This is a genomic window from Blastococcus sp. SYSU D00820, assembly GCF_054050695.1.
On record NZ_JBJGZW010000021.1, the window covers coordinates 61993 to 77827 of the forward strand.

The window sequence follows — 15835 nt, forward strand, 5'->3', positions numbered from 1 at the left end:
GGCCGGTCCTCCGGGTGGCTACGCCGGGAGCGACGCCACGCCCGGTGGCAGGAACCGCGAGCCGGTGACCTGCTCCGAGACGCCGGCGCGGTCCAGGTAGGCGGAGATGCCGCCCAGCCAGAACGGCCATCCGGCGCCGAGGATCATGCAGAGGTCGATGTCCTGCACCGCCTGGACGACGCCCTCGTCGAGCATCAGCCGGATCTCCTCGGCCAGCGCGCGCACCGCGCGGTCGCGGACCTCCTCCGCCGACTGCGGGGCGTCGCCGGCGTCGATGCCGGCGAGGTCGGGGTCGACGACCCCGGGCTCGCTGTAGACCGAGGACCTGCCCAGCTCGACCATCCTCCGCAGCCCCTCGCCGACGGAGAAGCGGTCGGGGAAGGCCTCGTGCATGCGCTCGGCCACGTGCAGCGCCACCGGCGGGCCGACGAGCGTCAGCAGCTCGAAGGGCGTCATCGGCAGGCCCAGCGGGTCCAGCGCGCGGTCGGCGACGGCCACCGGGGTGCCCTGCTCGACCGACGCGATGATCTCGCCGAGGAAGCGGGTGAGCAGCCGGTTGACCACGAACGCGGGGGCGTCGGCGACGAGCACGCAGCTCTTCTTCAGCGACTTCCCGACGGCGAAGGCGGTCGCCAGCGTGGCGTCGTCGGTCTGCTCGGCGCGCACGACCTCCAGCAGCGGGAGGACGGCGACCGGGTTGAAGAAGTGCAGGCCCACGACCCGCTCGGGGTGCTCCAGCTTGGCGGCCATCTCGGTCACCGACAGCGCCGAGGTGTTGGTGGCCAGCACGCACTCGGGGGAGACGACGGCCTCGACCTCGGCGAACACCTGCTGCTTGACCGACATCTCCTCGAAGACGGCCTCGATGACGAGGTCGGCGTCGGCGAAGACGTCCTTGGACAGCGAGCCGGTGACCAGCCCCTTCAGCTGGTTCAGCCGGTCGGCCGACAGCCGGCCGCGCTGGGCGAGCTTGTCCAGCTCGCCGTGCACGTAGGCCACGCCCTTGTCGACGCGGGCCTGGTCGATGTCGGTGAGCACGACCGGGACCGTGAGCTGCCGGGCGAACAGCAGCGCCAGCTGCGAGGCCATGAGGCCGGCGCCGACGACGCCGACCTTGGTGACCTTCCGGGCCAGGCCCTTGTCCGGCGCGCCCGCCGGCCGCTTGGCCCGCTTGTTCACCAGGTCGAACGCGTACAGCGAGGCCCGCAGCGGGTCGCTCATCAGCAGTTCGGTGAGCGCGTCGTCCTCGGCCGCGGTGCCGGCGGTGAACGCGTCGCCGTCCACCCCCTGGCGGGCGAGGTCGAGCAGCTCCACGGTCCGGACGGCGCCGGGGGAGGCGTTCCGGGTGCGCGCGGCCACGATCGCCCGGGCCCGCTCGACGGCGGCGTCCCAGCCCGACCGGTCGACCGGGGGGCGCTCGACGGTGACCGAGCCGGAGAGCACGCCGGCGGCCCACTCCAGCGACCGCTCCAGGAAGTCGGCCGGCTCGAACAGCGCGTCGGCGATGCCGAGCTCCGCCGCCCTGGGGCCCGGCGTCATCCTGTTCTGCGACAGGGCGTTCTCGACGATCACGGTGACCGCCGGGTCGATCCCGATGAGGTTCGGCAGCAGCTGCGTGCCGCCCCAACCGGGCACCAGGCCGAGGAAGGCCTCGGGGAAGGCGACCGCGGCGCCGGTGCTGATCGTCCGGTAGTGGCAGTGCAGCGCCAGTTCCAGGCCGCCACCGAGGGCGACGCCGTTGACGAACGCGAACGTCGGGACGGCGGAGTCCTTCAGCCGGCGGAACACGCGGTGGCCGGTCGCGGCGATCTCCCGCGCGGCCGCGGCGTCGGTGACCGACGGGACGCCGGAGAGGTCCGCGCCGACGGCGAAGATGAACGGCTTGCCGGTCACGGCGATGGCCGCGGGCGCCGGGGTGTGCGCCGCGATCTCGTCGAGGGCGGCGTCCAGGGCGGCCAGCCCGCCGGGACCGAAGGTGCTCGGCCGGGTGTGGTCGTGCCCGTTGTCCAGCGTGACGAGGGCGATCTCGCCGGCCAGCCCGGGGTACCGCACGTAGCGGACCAGCGCCCGCGTGACGACCTCGTTCTCGAAGACGGCGCTCACTTCTCGAAGCCCTCCCAGTTCGGGTTCTCCCAGATGACGGTGGCGCCCATGCCCAGGCCCACGCACATGGCGGTCAGGCCGTAGCGGACGTCGGGCCGCTCGGCGAACTGGCGGGACAGCTGGGTCATCAGCCGGACGCCCGAGGAGGCCAGCGGGTGCCCGATCGCGATCGCGCCGCCCCAGGGGTTGACCCGCTCGTCGTCGTCGGCGATGCCGAAGTGGTCGAGGAAGGCCAGCACCTGGACGGCGAAGGCCTCGTTGAGCTCGAACAGGCCGATGTCCTCGATCGACAGGCCGGTGCGGGCCAGCGCCTTCTCGGTGGAGGGCACCGGGCCCACGCCCATGACCTCGGGCTCGACGCCGGCGAAGCCGTAGCCGACCAGCCGCATGCCGACCGGGAGGCCGAGCTCCTCGGCGACCTCCTCCGCGGCCAGGATGCAGCCGGTGGCGCCGTCGTTGAGGCCCGCGGCGTTGCCGGCGGTCACGGAGCCGTGCGGCCGGAACGGCGTCTTCAGCGTCGCCAGGCCCTCGAGGGTGGTGCCCGGCCGCGGCGGCTCGTCGACGGTGGCCAGGCCGAAGCCGGCCTCGGCCGAGCGGGTGGCGACCGGCACCAGCTCCGGGCCGATCGTGCCGTTGGCCACGGCCTTGGCGTACTTCTGCTGGCTGGCCAGCGCGAACGCGTCGGCCCGCTCGCGGGTGAGGTGCGGGAAGCGGTCGTGCAGGTTCTCCGCGGTGGAGCCCATGACCAGCGCCGAGGGGTCGACCAGCTTCTCGCTGACGATCCGCGGGTTCGGGTCGACGCCCTCGCCCATCGGGTGGCGGCCCATGTGCTCGACCCCGCCGGCGATCGCGACGTCGTAGGCGCCGAACGCGATGCCGCTGGCGGTCGTGGTCACGGCGGTCATCGCGCCGGCGCACATGCGGTCGATGGCGTAGCCGGGAACCGACTTCGGCAGGCCGGCCAGCAGCGCCGCCGTACGCCCGATCGTGAGCCCCTGGTCACCGATCTGGGTGGTCGCGGCGATCGCCACCTCGTCGACCCGCTCGGCCGGCAGCGCCGGGTTGCGGCGCAGCAGCTCGCGGATGCAGCGCACCACCAGGTCGTCGGCGCGCGTCTCGGCGTACATGCCCTTCGGGCCGGCCTTCCCGAAGGGGGTGCGCACGCCGTCGACGAAGACGACCTCACGCAGCGCGCGGGACCGCCGCTCTTCCACTGACACAGGACCTCCGCAGGAGTTCGTCGCCGCCTCCGGACGCGGAGCGGCAGGAGGTAAGTTACCCGCCGGTAACAGGAACTCCAAGCGGAACCGTGGGAGCGCTCTCTTGCGATCCCGTCACGGTCCTGCAACGCTCCCCGCCGGTGCTTGCCGCCACTGTGATCCAGATCGCATAGTGGCCGCCGGGCACCACACGGATCACACGACGAATGGTGGAACATCGATGGCGCGACGGCGCACCACGACCATGACGGCCCTCGCGGCCTCGCTCGTCTTCAGCCTGGCCGCCTGCGGCGGCGACGGCGGCGACAGCGGGGGCGGCGGGGGCGGCGGGGGCGACGCCTCCGGCCAGAAGATCGGCGTCATCCTCCCCGACACCGAGTCCTCGCCCCGCTGGGAGAGCTTCGACCGGCCGCTCCTCGAGCAGGCCTTCGAGGAGGCCGGCGTGGAGTACGACATCCAGAACGCCGAGGGCGACGCCCAGCGCATGGCGACGATCGCCGACCAGATGATCACCTCGGGGGTCACGGTCCTGGCCATCGTCAACCTGGACAACGCCTCCGGCGCGCAGATCCAGGAGACCGCCGCCCAGCAGGGCGTGCAGACGATCGACTACGACCGGCTCACCCTGGGTGGCTCGGCGGAGTACTACGTCTCCTTCGACAACACCGAGGTCGGCCGGCTGCAGGGCCAGGGCCTGGCCGACTGCCTCGGCGACGTCGAGGCCAACATCGCCTTCCTCAACGGCTCGCCCGACGACAGCAACGCCACGCTGTTCGCCAACGGCGCGCACGAGGTGCTCGACGCGATCGACAGCTACACGCAGATCGCCGAGCAGGCCGTCCCGGGCTGGGAGCCCGACCAGGCCGCGACGATCTTCGAGCAGATGTACACCCAGACCAACGGTGAGATCGACGGCGTCCTCGCCGCCAACGACACCCTGGCCAACGCCGCGATCCAGACCCTGGAGCGCAACGGCCAGGCCGGGCAGGTGCCGGTCACCGGTCAGGACGCCTCGCTCGAGGGCCTGCAGAACATCCTCGCCGGCCGCCAGTGCATGACGGTCTACAAGCCGGCCGCCGACGAGGCCAACGCGCTGGCCGAGCTGGCCATCTCGCTGATCAACGGCGAGGAGCAGCCCGACATCGTCAACGGCGAGTCCGAGGACGCCGAGGGTGGCCGCACCGTCCCGTCGGTCCTGCTCGACCCGATCACCATCACCCGCGACAACGTGAGCCAGGTCGTGGAGGACGGGCAGGTCAGCGCCGAGGACCTCTGCACCGGCGAGTACGCCGCCGCCTGCACCGAGCTCGGCATCGAGTGATCCCGCCTCTCGGGGCGCCCTCCGCACACGGGGGGCGCCCCGAGAGCGTGTTCCGAGGAGGAACCGCAATGTCCGTCCCAGAGTCCGCCGCCGGCGGGCCGATCCTCGAGCTGCGCGGTGTCGAGAAGAGCTTCGGCGCCGTCCAGGTCCTCCACGGGGTGGACCTGAAGGTCTACCCCGGCAAGGTCACCGCGCTCGTCGGCGACAACGGCGCCGGCAAGAGCACGCTGATCAAGTCCATCGCGGGCATCCACCCCATCGACGGCGGCGAGATCCTCTTCGAGGGGCGGCCGGTGGCGATCACGGGGCCGCGCGACTCCGCCGCGCTGGGCATCGAGGTCGTCTACCAGGACCTCGCGCTGGCCGACAACCTCGACGTCGTCCAGAACATGTTCCTGGGCCGCGAGCGGAAGAAGGGCATCCTGCTCGACGAGGCGTCGATGGAGCAGGCCGCCCGCGACACCCTCACCAAGCTCTCGGTGCGCACGCTGAAGTCGGTGCGCCAGCTGGTGTCCAGCCTCTCCGGCGGCCAGCGGCAGACCGTGGCGATCGCCAAGGCCGTGCTGTGGGAGTCCAAGGTCGTCATCCTCGACGAGCCGACCGCCGCACTCGGCGTCGCGCAGACCCGGCAGGTCCTCGACCTGGTCCGCCGGCTGGCCGACACCGGCCACGCGGTGGTCTTCATCAGCCACAACATGGTCGACGTCTTCGAGGTGTCCGACCGGGTCGCGGCGCTCTACCTGGGCCGCATGGCCGCCGACGTGCCGATCGGGCAGGTCGACCGGGCCCAGGTCATCGAACTCATCACCGCAGGACGATCGGGCGACCTCGGCATCGCGCCCGCCGTCGCCGAGGCAGGGATCTGATGGCCGGCGTCGTCTCCACCAGCAAGGCCGAGCCCGGCGGCGCACCGACCGGCGGGTTCGAGAACGACCGGTCGGAGAGCACGCTCTCCGGCGCCGTCCGCGGCTACGTCGACCGCGTCCGCGGCGGCGACCTCGGGGCCCTCCCGGCGATCCTCGGGATCTTCGTGCTGACGATCCTGTTCTTCGCGCTGCGGCCGAACACCTTCCTGACGCCGCTGAACATCACCAACCTGTTCGTGCAGGCCGCGCCGATCACCCTGCTGGCGATGGGGCTGGTCTTCGTCCTCCTGCTCGGGGACATCGACCTGTCGGCCGGTGTGGTGAGCGGCGTGTGCGCCGCGATCTCGGCGCAACTGCTGCGCGAGGCCGGGCTGTCCTGGTACGTGGCGATCCTCGCCGCGCTGCTCGCCGGGCTGGTCATCGGCCTGATCACGGGCATCCTGGTCGGCCTGATCGGCATCCCGTCGTTCGTGGTGACCCTCGCGCTGTTCCTGGGCTTCCAGGGCGTGACGCTGTGGATCATCGGCCAGGGCGGCACCGTGCCGATCCGCGAGCCGGTGATCCGGGGGCTGGTCAACGACTACATCCCGCCGGCCATCGGCTGGGTGCTCGCCGTGGTCGTGATCGCCCTCTACGCGGCGGTGCAGCTCAACCGCTGGCGGGTGCAGCGCTCGCGCGGGCTGGCGCACCAGCCGCTGGCGGTCGTGGGTGCCCGGGTGGCGGTCATCGCGGTCGTGGTCCTGCTGGTGACCTGGATCATGAACCAGGACCGGGCGCGGGCGGTCGCGGTCGAACTGCGCGGCATCCCGTACGCGATCCCCGTGGTCGTGGTGCTGCTGCTCGTGCTGACCTTCGTGCTCGGCCGCACCACCTTCGGCCGGCACGTGTACGCGGTCGGCGGCAACGCCGAGGCGGCCCGCCGGGCCGGCATCAGCGTGACCCGCATCCGCGTGCTGGTGTTCGGGCTCTCCTCCTCCATGGCCGCCGTGAGCGGTCTGGTGGCGGCGGCGCGGCTGAGCTCGGTGACCCCGGGCTCGGGCGGCGGCAACACGCTGCTCTACGCCGTGGGCGCGGCGGTCATCGGCGGCACCAGCCTCTTCGGTGGCCGCGGGCGGGTGCGCGACGCCGTCCTCGGTGGTCTGCTCATCGCGATCATCGACAACGGCCTCGGGCTGCTGCAGGTGGCGGCGTACCTGAACTTCATCATCACCGGCGGCGTGCTGCTGCTGGCCGCCACCGTCGACGCCCTGGCGCGGCGCCGGACGGCCGCCACAGGCCGCTAGGGCCCGGGGGGCGGCGGATCGGTCCGCCGCCCCCCGGGCACCCCGGGAGCGGTCCCGGGGACAGGTGCACCGGACGGGCGCGTCCGCCATCGGCGGGCGCGCCCGTCGTGCTGCGGCGCCGGGAGGCATAGGAGGCTTTGCGCACGTTTCCTGCCTGGAAGCGTGCGCAAAGCCTCCTATACCGGGGTGGGCGCGGTCAGGCGCGGTTGACCGCGTCGGTCAGCAGGTCGCGGGTGAGCTCGACCTGCCACTCCCGGGCACCGCCGACGCGCAGCGCCGCGGCCACCGTCCCGGCGTCGCGGGGCTCCGGCGGGGTCCACATCAGCCGGCGGACCAGGTCGGGGGAGAGCAGGTTCTCCACCGGGACGGCGTGCTTCGCCGACAGCTCGGCCAGCCCGGCCCGCGCCACCTGCAGCCGCGTGGCCGCCGCCGGGTCCCGGTCACCCCAGCGGTTCACCGGCGGCGGGCCCTCGCCCGGCCGGCTGTGCGGGGGCAGCTCGTCCTCGGGCAGCGCGCGGCCGCGGGTGATCGCGCCGTACCAGTACGCCACCAGCCGGCGGTTGGCCCGCCCGCGGAACACCGGCAGCTCGAGCAGCTTCCCCTCGTCCTGCGGATCGGCCTGGACGGCGGAGACCATCGCCGAGTCCGGCAGCACCCGCCCGGGGGCGACGTCGCGCTTGCGGGCGAGGTCGTCGCGGGCCTCCCACAGCGCGCGCAGCATGCCCAGCTGGCGGCGGCTGCGCAGCCCGTGCACGCCGGACGTGCGCCGCCACGGATCGGCCTTGGGGGCCGGCGGGCCGGCGGCCAGGATCGCCTCGAACTCCTGCCGCGCCCACTCGGTCTTGCCCTGCTCCTCGAGGATCGCGGCGAGGGCGTCGCGCAGGTCGACCAGCACCTCGACGTCGAGGGCGGCGTAGACCAGCCACTCCTCGGGCAGCGGCCGGGTGCTCCAGTCCGCGGCCGAGTGGCCCTTCTGCAGCGACCAGCCCAGCAGCGACTCCACCACCGCGCCCAGCCCCACCCGGGGCAGGCCGGCCAGCCGCGCGGCCAGCTCGGTGTCGAAGACCCGCCGGGGCACCAGGCCGATCTCGGCCAGGCAGGGAAGGTCCTGGTTGGCCGCGTGCAGCACCCACTCGGCGTCGGCGATCGCCTCCTGGACGACCGACAGGTCCGGCAGCGGCACGGGGTCGATCAGCCCGGTGCCGGCGCCGGCGCGGCGCAGCTGCACCAGGTAGGCCCGCTGCCCGTAGCGGTAGCCGGAGGCCCGCTCGGCGTCCACGGCCACCGGCCCGCTGCCGGCGGCCAGCGCCTGCGCGTACTCCACCAGCGCGGTGGAGGTGTCGATGACCGGGGGGAGGCCGTCGCGGGGTGCCAGCAGCGGGGTGGCCGGCGGTGCCTGGTCGTCCTCGGGAGCTGGGAGCGGCTCGGTGCTCAGCGCTCGTCCACCTTCTCGCCCGTCTCGTCGTCGTCGGCCGGCTGGGGCCGCACGCAGCGCCCGGCCGGAGGGCAGGCGCTGGGAAGGGTGCTCCCGGCACGCGGGGGCATCGAGCCCCTCAGGCCACCGATGTTAGAGACCCCCGCCGCCGGAGGGTCCGCTGGGACCCAGCAGGTGCACCCCCGGAGGGGGGAGGCCCGCGGCGTTGCCGAGTACCTGCAGCCAGGCGTCCAGGTGGCGGTCGAGGGCGGTGTCCTCCGCCGTCCAGGAGGCGCGCATCTCGACGTCGACGGTGTGCTCGACGCCGGCCAGGTCACCGAAGCGGGTGGAGGCGGTGCGGGTGACCGTGCCCCCGAGCGCGTGCCAGGCCGCGCCGGTCTCGGTGAGCGCGTCGGTCAGCCAGCTCCACGCGACCTCGGAGAACATCGCGTCGTCGACCATGTGCTCGTCGGTCTCGGCGGAGAGGTAGCCCACGCAGCGGGTGGTGCCCTGCCATGCCTCGTGCCCGGCGGGGTCGTGCAGCACGATGAACCGGCCGGTGCCCACCTCGTCGTCCTCGTCGCCCTCGGGATCGACGACCCGCGCGCCGACCGCGTAGGCCCACGGCGCCAGCCGCTGCGGCGGCGGGATGGGCTCGACGACGATCTCGGGGCGCACGCGCAGGCCCGCCAGCGCCGCCAGGGCGGCGCGGAAGGCCTCCGGGGGCTCGCCCCCGGTCCCGGTGCCGGCGCCGTCCCCGAGACGGGCGGCCGAGCTGCGTGGCTCCACGCTCGCAGGGTAGGGCGGCGCGCCGCCCCGTGCGCCCGACGCGCCGCGCCGCGTCTGGGAGGATCGACGGTCGTGACTGCTCCTGCCGGCTCCGCCCCTGCCCCCGCCGACTCGGACCTCGTCCGCGCGGCCCGCGGTCTGCCGGTCGGCCGGACGCCCGTGTGGTTCATGCGCCAGGCCGGCCGGTCGCTGCCCGAGTACCGCGCCCTGCGCGCCGGGACGGCGATGCTGGCGGCCTGCCAGGACCCCGACCTGGTCACCGAGATCACCCTGCAGCCGGTCCGGCGGCACGGCGTGGACGCCGCGATCCTCTTCTCCGACATCGTGCTGCCGCTGGTCGTGGCCGGGGTCGACATCGAGATCAAGCCGGGCATCGGGCCGGTCGTGGCCGACCCCGTGCGCACCGTCGCCGACGTCGACGCGCTGCCCGACCTCGAGCCCGAGCGGCTGGAGTTCCTCGCCACCGCGGTGCGCCGCCTGGTGGCCGAGCTCGGCGGCACGCCGCTGATCGGCTTCGCCGGGGCGCCGTTCACCCTGGCCACCTACCTGATCGAGGGCGGCCCCTCCAAGGAGCACGCGCGCACCAAGGCCTTCATGTACGCCGAGCCCGAGGCCTGGACCCGGCTGCTCGACCGGCTCGCGGTCTCGGCCGCCACCTTCCTGCGCACCCAGGTCGACGCCGGTGCCTCGGCGGTGCAGCTGTTCGACTCCTGGGCCGGCGTGCTCTCGGCGGCCGACTACGCCGAGCGGGTGCTCCCGCACTCGCGGGCGGTCTTCGACGGCCTCGGCGACCGCGACGTCCCGCGGATCCACTTCGGCGTGGGCACCGGTGAGCTGCTCCCGCTGATCGGTGACGCCGGGGCCGACGTCGTCGGCGTCGACTGGCGGGTGCCGCTGGACGAGGCCGCCCGGCGGGTCGGCCCGCAGCGGTCGCTGCAGGGCAACCTGGACCCGGCCGTGCTGCTGGCCGACCGGGAGACCGTGGAGCGCGAGGTGCGCCGCGTGGTCGAGCAGGGCCGCGCGGCCCGCGGGCACGTGTTCAACCTCGGCCACGGCGTCCTGCCCGACACCGACCCCGACGTGCTGACCCGGGTCGTCGAACTGGTGCACGAGCTCAGCGCGCGATGAGCCCGCGCCGCCTGGTCGTCGTCGGCGCGGGGATCACCGGCCTGGCCGCGGCCTTCGAGTGGCGGCGCCGGCGGCCGGACGACGAGATCGTCGTCCTCGAGGCCGGCGACCGGGTGGGCGGCAAGCTGCACCGCGTCGAGCTGGCCGGCACCTGGTACGACACCGGGCCCGAGGCGATGCTGGCCCGGGTGCCCGAGGCGGTGCGGCTGGTCGAGGCGCTCGGGCTCGGCGACCGGCTGGTCGCCCCGGCCACCACCCGCGCCTCCGTCGTCCTCCCCGACGGGCGGCACCCGCTGCCCGCCGGCACCGTGCTGGGCGTGCCGGCCTCGGCCGACGGGCTGGACGGCGTCCTCACCCCGGACGGCGTCGCGCGGGTGCGGGCCGAGGCCGACCTCCCGCCGCTGGCGTTCTCCGGCGACGCCCCCGTCGGCGGGCTGCTGCGCCAGCGGCTCGGCGACGAGGTGGTCGACCGCCTGGTCGAGCCGCTGCTGGGCGGCGTCTACGCCGGCCGCGCCGACGAGCTGTCGCTGGTCGCGACGATGCCGGCCCTGGCCGCGCACCTGCCCACCGCCGGCTCGGTGCTGGCCGCGGCCGCCGCGGCCCGGGACGCCGGCATCCGCAGCCGCGGCGACGCCGACGGCCCGGTGTTCGCCACCGTCACCGACGGCATCGGCTCCCTGCCGGCGGCCCTGGTGGCGGCGGCCCGCGCCGACGTCCGGCTGCGCACCCCCGCGCACGCGCTGCGGCGCACCGGCGCCGGCTTCGAGCTGTCGATCGGCCCGGCCGCCGCCCCCGAGCTGCTGACCGCCGACGCCGTCCTGGTCACCGCCCCCGCCGGCAAGGCCGCCCGGCTGCTCGGCGAGGTGGCGCCCGCCGCGGTCGAGCCGCTGCAGGGCATCCCGTACGCGTCGATGGCCGTGGTCGCGATGGCCTTCCCGGCCCAGGACGTCGACGCCGGCTCCGGCCTGCTGATCCCGCCGGTCACCGGCCGGCTGGTCAAGGGCGTCACCGTCTCCTCGGCGAAGTGGCCGCACCTGGCGTCCGGCGAGCACCTGCTGGTGCGCTCGTCGGTCGGCCGCTACGGCGACGAGGCCGAGCTGCAGCGCGCCGACGACGACCTCGCCGCCGCGGTGGTCGCCGACGTCGCCGACCTGCTCGGGCTGGCGCGGCCGCAGCCGGTGCAGACGACCGTCGTCCGGTGGGGCGGCGGCCTGCCGCAGTACCTGGTCGGCCACCAGTCGCGGGTGGACGCCGTGCGCGCCGCGGTCAGCGAGGTGCCGGGCCTGGCGATCGCCGGCGCGGCCTTCCGCGGGGTGGGCGTGCCGGCCTGCATCCGCGACGCCCAGCACGCGCTCGAGGCGCTGCTCTAGCCGCCGGTGCGCACCCGCGCGGCCAGCTCCGTGCGGTTGGCGGCGCCGAGCTTGCCCAGGATGTTGCGCACGTGGCTCTCCACGGTGCGCTCGGACACGACCAGCGCCTCGGCGATCTGCCGGTTGGTGCGGGCCGCGGCCACCAGCGCGGCGATCTCCCGCTCGCGCGGGGTGAGGGGATCGGCCGCGGACCGTGCCGCCGTGGCCCGCCGGACCAGCTCGTCGGCGGTGCGCAGGAGCCCGGGCATCCCCAGCCGCCGCGCGTCCCGGGCGGCCGCGCGGGCGAGGTCGAGCGCCCGCGGCAGGTCCGCGGCGCGCCCGCGGTCCAGCAGCGCACCCGCCAGCCCGGTGCGGTCGTGCACGGTGGCCGGCACCGCCCCGGTGCCGGTGTCGATCTCCAGTGCCTCCTCGAAGTGCCCGATGGCCTCGTCGAGCCGGCCGCGTACCACCGCCAGCCGCCCGAGCAGGGCTGCGGTGGACCCCGAGCAGTAGACGCCGGCGCCGACGACGGCGTACGGGTGGGCGGCGATCTGCGCGGCCAGGACGCGCGCGGCCTCGGCGTCGGCGAACGCCTCCACCAGCGGCACCAGGTTGACGTCGACGCCGGACGCGCTGGTGAAGTCGTCGTCGGCCAGCCGCCGCCGCAGCCGCTCCCACGCTGGCCGGGCCGCCTCCGCGCCCTCCCGGACCAGCAGCACCACGGCCCGGCTGACCAGCACGATCGGCACGTCGTCGGCCCGCGCGAGGGCGGCGAGCACCGCGTCGTCCCAGGCCGTGTGGTCGCCGATGACCTGGGCGTGCTGGAAGGCGAAGGCACCGGACATGCCGACGGCGGAGACGTCCTGGGTCAGCTCGGTGAGCGCGATCTCCCGGGCGCGCTCGTCGAGGGCGTGAGCCTCGGCGAACCGGCCGGTCAGCGCGGCGAGGGAGGCCCGCAGCCGCAGGTCGTGCCAGCGCACCAGCGGCAGCCGGGTGCGCCGGGCCAGCGCGGAGACCCGGTCCAGTTCCTCCTCGGCGAGGGCGGTGTCGCCCACCTCGAGGGCGGCGTCGATCCGCCACTTGGCACCCCACAGCTCGACCAGGGGCCGGCCGGTGGTGGCGGCGTGGTCGACGGCGAGCAGTCCCAGCCGCAGCCGCTCGGACACCGGCAGCGCGGCCGGCGCTGCCTTGACCCGCGCCCGGACCGCGTCGAGGACCGCGGCCGGGTCGCCGCAGGCCTCGGCGAGGGCCAGCGCCTCGCCGGCCCGCTCCGCCGCTGCGCCGGTGCGGCCGGCGTCGGCGAGCACGGAGGCGCTCTGCGCGAGCAGCCGGGCGCGCAGGGCGGGATCGGTGCCCGCGGTCGGGCCGGCGAGGGCCCGCTCGGCGAGCCGGAGCAGGGCCGGGGGGAAGCCGGGCGCGGCCACGTCCTGCACCACGAGGGCCGCGGCGGCGACGAGGTCGTCGCGCCCGCAGGCGGCGGCCGCGTCCGACGCCGCGGCGGCGGCGTCGAGGCTCTCGGCGAAGCGGCCGGCCCGGTACCGCGCCGTGGCCAGCTCCAGCAGCAGCTCCGCGCGCTCCTCCTCGCCGGGCGCGGCGCGGTCGGCGGCGTCCCGGGCGGCCTCGAGGAACCGGGCGGCCTCGTCGAAGGCCAGCGCCCGGGTGGCCGCGGCCGCCGCCCGCCGGGCCCAGCCGGCCGCGGTACGCCACTCCTCGGGGGTGCGGGCCGCGCGCAGCCAGTGGCCGGCGACCGGCCCGGCGAGCGCGCCGTCGTCCGGGGCGCGGAGCTCCAGCGCCCGCGCCGCCCGCCGGTGCAGGTCCTCCCGGAGGCTGGGCGGCAGGTCGGCGGAGACGACGTCGCGCACGACGGCGTGCAGGAACCGGCGCCGCCCGGGCAGGTCGGGGACGGTGCTGAGCACCCCGGCGCGGACGGCGTCGTCCAGGGCGGCCGCCACGTCGGCCGCCGGCCGGCCGGTGACGTCGGCCAGCAGCTCGGCGTCGACCTCCTCGCCGAGGACCGCCGCCGCCTCCAGCAGCGTCAGCGTGCCCGGCGCCAGTGCGGCCAGCGACGTGCGCACCAGGTGGCGCAGCTCCGGGCCGGCCTCCTCGCTCGGGGCCAGCCGGGTGAGCGCCCGCAGGTACAGCGGGTTGCCGCCGCTGCGGCGGTGCAGCCGCGACGCCGTCGCCGGCTCGCGCGCGGTGCCGCGCAGGTAGGCGACGACGTCGTCCTCCCCGAGCGGGCCCAGGGGCAGGGCGCGGGCCGCCGGACGGCGCAGCAGCTCGGGCAGGGCGCGCTCCAGCGGGCTCCCGGCCGGCGGGTCGCGGTGCGTGCCCACGACCAGCAACCGGGAGCGGGGCAGCTCGCCGGCCAGGTGCCGCAGCAGCCGCAGCGACGTGTCGTCGGCCCAGTGCAGGTCCTCGAGGACGACGACCAGGCCCTCCGGCCCGGCCGCGGCCAGCAGCGCCTCGGTCGCGGTGTCGACCACCCGGAACCGCGCGGCCTCCGGGTCACCTGCCCGGAGGTCCACCTCGGCGAGGGCACCGGCGACCGCGGCCGCCACCTCCGGACGGCGGCGCACCACCTGCCGCCACGGCCAGAGGGGAGGGGCGCCCGGGTCGTCCACGCAGCGGCCCCACAGGACGGCGGCGCCGGTGGTGGCCTCCTCGACCGTGCGGGTCTTGCCGATGCCGGGCGGCCCGGAGACGAGCACCAGCGCCCCGGCCCCGGCCCGCGCCGCGGCCCGCGCTGCGCTCAGCCCGGCGAGCTCGGCGGCCCGGCCGACGAAGGGGCCGGAGTCGGCTCCCGGGGATGCGGTCGCCACGGGCCGGAGTATCCCGGGGCCGGCCGCGTCTGCGTACCGGTCTGCGTGCTGGATCTGCGTGGTGGCTCTGCGTGGGAGCACGGATGTCCGGGGCGCGCGCCGGCCGGATCGTCGTCCGTGCGGGCCGGAGCCGCCGGCCCGAGGGAGGAGATCCCCGTGTACGCCACCCTGCACCCCGTCCCCGCCGTCGGGGACGGCGATCCCCTCGCCGTCGTCGGCGGGCAGCCCGACGGCGCGGTCGCCGTGGCCGACGACGACGGCAGCGAGGGCACGCTGGTCGCGCTCTGGCCCGACCGTGACGCGGCCGGCGCCGCCGGCGGCCGGATCTACGCCGTCACCGACGTCATGACCGGCCCCGCGGCCGGCCGGCCGGCGACGCACGCCCAGCTGGTCTGGCTCAACGGCGACGGCGATCCCGCGGCCGCGGCGGCCGTCGAGCGCAGCAACCGCGAGCGCATCTGGCCGGCCGTCCGGTCCATCGAGGGGGTGGTGGCCTCCCTGGTGCTCCGCTCCGCCGACGACCGGTTCGTCGTCGTCGGCCTCGCCGTCGACCCCGGCACCCACGAGCGGGTGCGGGAGGCCATCGGCGCCACCGAGCTGCTGCCCGGCGAGGACCCCGCGCTGCTGCGCGGACCGGACCGCATCCGGACCGGGCGCGTGCTGCTCGCCCGGCTGCCGGTGGAGGCGCGGTCGTGACCGCCGGACTGCGCCCGGCGCCCGTCGCGGGACGCTGGAGCGTCTCGGACAGCCGCACGCGGGTGACCTTCACCGTCGGCAACCTGGGGCGGCCGGTGCACGGCTCGGTCGCCGTCGTCTGGGGCGAGGTCGAGGTCGCGCCGACGGGCGCCCCGGTGTCGGCCCGGGCCGAGTTCGACCTCGGCACCATCGACACCGGCATCGCCCGGCGGGACGCCGACCTGCGCGCACCCCGCTTCCTCGACATCGACCGGCACCCGGTCATGAGCTGGTCGGCCGACCGCTTCCGCGCGGAGGAGGACGGTGCCTGGACGGCGGTGGGCACGCTGCGGCTGCGCGGGGAGTCCGCGCCGCTGGCCGTCACCGGGCGACCCGAGCTCGCGGACGGCGTGCTGCGGATCCGCGCGACGGCACAGCTGGACCGCACCGCGGTCGGCATCCGGGCCCCGCGGGTGCTCGTCGGCCGGCTGGTGACCATCGAGGTCGACGCGGTGCTCGCGCAGCCCCGCTGAGCAGGCCGGACGTGCGCCGCCCGGGTTGCCGCCGGTCCGGCGGCCCGGGCAGGCTGCACGGGTGATCGGGTCCCTCGCGCGGGGGCTGGCCGCGGGCGCGGCCGGCACCACCGTCCTCAACGCCGTGACCTACCTCGACATGGCCCTGAGGGGGCGGGCGGCCAGCGGGACCCCCGAGCGGGTGGTCGACGCGATCGCCGCCCGCACCGGGCGCGCCGTGCCCGGACCGGGGGGGGGGGGGGGGGGGGGGGGGGGGGGGGGGGGGGGGGGGGGGGGGGGGGGGGGGGGGGGGTGGGGGGGGGGGGGGGGGTGCGGGGTGCCCTTGTGCGGGGTGG

12 protein-coding genes are annotated in these 15835 nt (G+C 76.1%); 7 read left to right on the plus strand and 5 right to left on the minus strand.

Annotation, left to right across the window (positions count from 1 at the left end; translation table 11 throughout):
* Positions 1-18: 18 nt before the first annotated feature.
* A complete protein-coding gene (locus tag ACI79R_RS18965) occupies positions 19-2103 on the minus strand; it encodes a 3-hydroxyacyl-CoA dehydrogenase NAD-binding domain-containing protein (RefSeq protein ID WP_456575216.1) in 2085 nt (694 codons plus the stop codon).
* The gene (locus tag ACI79R_RS18970; RefSeq protein WP_456575217.1) at positions 2100-3317 is read right to left on the minus strand and encodes a thiolase family protein; all 1218 of its coding nucleotides are present in this window, start codon (positions 3315-3317) and stop codon (positions 2100-2102) included. The genes ACI79R_RS18965 and ACI79R_RS18970 overlap by 4 nt, the downstream gene beginning before the upstream one ends.
* 226 nt (positions 3318-3543) lie before the next feature.
* Here ACI79R_RS18970 and ACI79R_RS18975 point away from each other — a divergent pair, with 226 nt between their 5' ends.
* From ACI79R_RS18975 to ACI79R_RS18985, 3 genes are all read left to right on the plus strand, one after another.
* Positions 3544-4644 carry a sugar ABC transporter substrate-binding protein gene (locus ACI79R_RS18975; RefSeq protein WP_456575218.1) on the plus strand — a complete coding sequence of 367 codons (1101 nt, stop codon included), beginning with the start codon at positions 3544-3546 and terminating at the stop codon, positions 4642-4644.
* 68 nt (positions 4645-4712) lie between these two features.
* Complete coding sequence (locus ACI79R_RS18980) at positions 4713-5510, plus strand: ATP-binding cassette domain-containing protein (protein WP_456575219.1); 798 nt, start codon at positions 4713-4715, stop codon at positions 5508-5510.
* Positions 5510-6793 (plus strand): sugar ABC transporter permease, encoded by a 1284-nt coding sequence (locus ACI79R_RS18985; protein ID WP_456575220.1) that lies wholly within the window; start codon positions 5510-5512, stop codon positions 6791-6793. The genes ACI79R_RS18980 and ACI79R_RS18985 overlap by 1 nt, the downstream gene beginning before the upstream one ends.
* 196 nt (positions 6794-6989) lie before the next feature.
* On the opposite strand, the gene ACI79R_RS18990 is transcribed toward ACI79R_RS18985, so the two are convergent.
* Together ACI79R_RS18990 and ACI79R_RS18995 are read right to left on the minus strand one after the other, a co-directional pair.
* Complete coding sequence (locus tag ACI79R_RS18990; RefSeq protein ID WP_456575227.1) at positions 6990-8228, minus strand: HRDC domain-containing protein; 1239 nt, start codon at positions 8226-8228, stop codon at positions 6990-6992.
* A 132-nt stretch (positions 8229-8360) separates the two neighbouring features.
* Positions 8361-8996, minus strand: coding sequence for a DUF3000 domain-containing protein (locus tag ACI79R_RS18995; RefSeq protein WP_456575221.1), 636 nt, complete (start codon positions 8994-8996; stop codon positions 8361-8363).
* Between the two features lie 72 nt (positions 8997-9068).
* On the opposite strand from ACI79R_RS18995, the gene hemE reads away from it, so the two are divergent.
* Complete coding sequence (hemE, locus tag ACI79R_RS19000; RefSeq protein ID WP_456575222.1) at positions 9069-10124, plus strand: uroporphyrinogen decarboxylase; 1056 nt, start codon at positions 9069-9071, stop codon at positions 10122-10124.
* Positions 10121-11494, plus strand: a complete 1374-nt coding sequence (gene hemG, locus ACI79R_RS19005; protein WP_456575223.1) for a protoporphyrinogen oxidase — start codon at positions 10121-10123, stop codon at positions 11492-11494. Before hemE ends, hemG begins: the two co-directional genes overlap by 4 nt.
* Here the strand turns inward: hemG and ACI79R_RS19010 are convergent.
* On the minus strand, positions 11491-14292 hold the full coding sequence (locus ACI79R_RS19010; RefSeq protein WP_456575224.1) for an ATP-binding protein: 2802 nt from the start codon (positions 14290-14292) through the stop codon (positions 11491-11493). The genes hemG and ACI79R_RS19010 overlap by 4 nt on opposite strands.
* A 156-nt stretch (positions 14293-14448) precedes the next feature.
* Between ACI79R_RS19010 and ACI79R_RS19015 the strand changes: the two genes are divergently transcribed.
* Positions 14449-14988: a hypothetical protein gene (locus tag ACI79R_RS19015; protein WP_456575225.1), complete on the plus strand. Its 540-nt coding sequence runs from the start codon at positions 14449-14451 to the stop codon at positions 14986-14988.
* Complete coding sequence (locus ACI79R_RS19020) at positions 14985-15500, plus strand: YceI family protein (protein ID WP_456575226.1); 516 nt, start codon at positions 14985-14987, stop codon at positions 15498-15500. The genes ACI79R_RS19015 and ACI79R_RS19020 overlap by 4 nt, the downstream gene beginning before the upstream one ends.
* Positions 15501-15835 lie beyond the last annotated feature (335 nt).